General features: G+C 64.0%; 4 protein-coding genes. 2 read left to right on the forward strand and 2 right to left on the reverse strand.

Annotated features, from left to right (window positions below; genetic code table 11):
- Positions 1 to 268 precede the first annotated feature (268 nt).
- Positions 269 to 802: a DUF4240 domain-containing protein gene (locus tag GAS53_RS54715; RefSeq protein ID WP_151485280.1), complete on the forward strand. Its 534-nt coding sequence runs from the start codon at positions 269 to 271 to the stop codon at positions 800 to 802.
- A gap of 238 nt (positions 803 to 1,040) precedes the next feature.
- On the opposite strand, the gene GAS53_RS54720 is transcribed toward GAS53_RS54715, so the two are convergent.
- Positions 1,041 to 1,373: an MBL fold metallo-hydrolase gene (locus GAS53_RS54720; protein ID WP_151485281.1), complete on the reverse strand. Its 333-nt coding sequence runs from the start codon at positions 1,371 to 1,373 to the stop codon at positions 1,041 to 1,043.
- Positions 1,374 to 1,620: 247 nt separating this feature from the next.
- On the opposite strand from GAS53_RS54720, the gene GAS53_RS54725 reads away from it, so the two are divergent.
- Complete coding sequence (locus GAS53_RS54725) at positions 1,621 to 1,932, forward strand: hypothetical protein (protein WP_151485282.1); 312 nt, start codon at positions 1,621 to 1,623, stop codon at positions 1,930 to 1,932.
- Here the strand turns inward: GAS53_RS54725 and GAS53_RS54730 are convergent.
- A partial coding sequence (locus tag GAS53_RS54730; protein WP_263974272.1) for a LysR substrate-binding domain-containing protein occupies positions 1,865 to 2,214 on the reverse strand: 350 nt, incomplete at its 5' end. The two genes, GAS53_RS54725 and GAS53_RS54730, sit on opposite strands and share 68 nt — an antisense overlap.

The following is a 2,214-nucleotide window of genomic DNA, read 5'->3' on the forward strand; positions in this document are numbered from 1 at the left end:
TCCGCATTCGTTAAATCCCCACGGCCCATACCGCCAGCCTGACCCCAACACCCCACTCACATCAGGAGATCCGAGAAACACCGCCTAGCCGACCGGCTCGAGAGTGTCGACAAACGATCGCCACAGGGATGGTTGCCGAAGCCGGCGGAACCTGGAGCCGATACGCCCCCGGTGACCACTCACGCTGACCTGGGCGACGTGGGTGCTCTGGCGGGCCAATCTCCCGGGACCGGTGCCATGTCAGTACCAGGTGGCATGCTCTGCCACCATGAACAAACAGCAGTTCTGGCAGCTCATCGCAACAGCCCGTACCCAGGCGTCCGATCCGAACGACGGAGAAGAAGTTGTCCGCCGGGCAACCTCGCTGCTGGCCACACGCCCGGCCGAGGAGATCGTCGCCGCTCAGCAGGTGTTGTGGGACCTGATGGCCGACTCCTATACGAATCCACTGTGGGCCGCTGCCTACCTGATCAACGGCGGATGCTCCGACGACGGCTTCGACTACTTCCGCGGCTGGCTGATCGCGCAGGGACGCGAGGTCTTCGAGCGCATAGTTGCTGCCCCCGATGCCCTCGCAGAAGTACCCATCGTGCGAGCTTCAGCGGCCGACGGCATCGATCTCGATTGTGAGGAGGCGCTGAGCATCGTCTGGAACGCACACGTCATGGCGACCGGCAAGCAACTCCCGGACGACGCGTTCACCATCCGATACCCAGAGCTGGACCCTACTTGGGACTTCGACTTCGACGACCAAGACGAAATGACTCGCCGCCTGCCACGCTTGGCAGCTCTCTACCTGTAAGCGGCGAATCGCGATCACGAGACACCCAGCGGAGGCGAGACTTCCCGGTGATCACTGTCTGCCACGTCTTGAGGACAAGAACCGGTCTCCGCCGACGAATACGCGACGCCTCCACATGCGAGCCCACGAGTCCCGGGGTCGAAGAACCAGCGCCCCGCCACCCACTACGACGTGGGCAAAACAGTCAGGCGGCCCGAGACCATCGCCGAACGCGACGAGCATGCTCAGGACTTGTGGATCAGCCTCGGGAGCGCGCGAAGGGCGTACCTTTCCAGGTGATTGATCGAGAAGTCACAGCGGCGGGGCTCCACTGGCATGGACCACGTCGGCGGCGCGGACCGTCGCGCACCTTCATCGCCGCGATGACCCGCTCCCGGACACCTGCCGGGCCGACGATCGTCAACGGCCGGACGCGGCCGGAGAACTGGCAGTGCAGGATCAGGAACGGGATGCCACCGAAGTGGTCGCCGTGAAGATGGGACACCACCACCGTGTCCACCTCGGCCGGGTCCAAGCCCTGCTGTCGCATGGCGACCAGGCTCGTCGCCCCGCAGTCCACCAGCGGCGTCATGCTGGCGCCACACACCTGCACGCATGTCTGGAATAGCCCGCCACTGCCGAAAGCACCCCGCTACCTACGAACCGCACCTGCATGTCCACCCCGCGGCCGCTCGCATTGTCGACGTCAGCGCGACATGTAGCTCATCTTGTCGGGCCTGGTCGCTACGATCAGGTGGCTGATCGGAGTCATGCCGTAGCCGTCACGTTCGAGGGAGTCGGCCAAGGTACAGATCACACCATCCGCGCGGATTCTTCGCATGCTCGGTGAGATTGAGATTGAGATTGAGATCGAGATCGAGGAGTGGAAGTGTCTCGCGGAATTGATCGAGAATGCCTTTGACGACTTCAACGAGATCATGATTTTCATCATCCTGGAAGCGGCCGCGCGACGATGTCGATTCTCACTGTGCGCCAACATCGCCTCTGCCCCCGAGCTCAATGCCTTCGCCATTGCTGTGGCCGCGTGCCCCCTGTCGGCGCTGCTGTTGTCAGTCGGACTGCTCAACCGCGCTTTGAAACGGCATCGCTTCCAAGCTGCCACATTTCATAGTTCCCGCATTCTGCCGTGATCTCGGCCGTCGCCTGAGCCGCGGTGAAGAAGTCATCGACCACGGGCGAGGTGCGCGATGCCGCCGCCGCGAGGCACACCTGGTCGGGCGCCAGATCCGGGATGGGCACATAGACGACTTCCGGATGTGAGTAGAACACGGACGCCGAACGGGCCAGGAACGAGATGCCCCGGCCGGCCGCGACATGCTCGAGGGTCTCGTCCACCCCGCGCACCAGGTACCCGGCGTTGGGGTGCGGGCGCCGGGTGGGCTGCGTGCTCGGGTCGGCATGCCAGAGCAGCG

The sequence above is a fragment of the Streptomyces albicerus genome (assembly GCF_008905045.1).
Lineage (GTDB): Bacteria > Actinomycetota > Actinomycetes > Streptomycetales > Streptomycetaceae > Streptomyces > Streptomyces albicerus.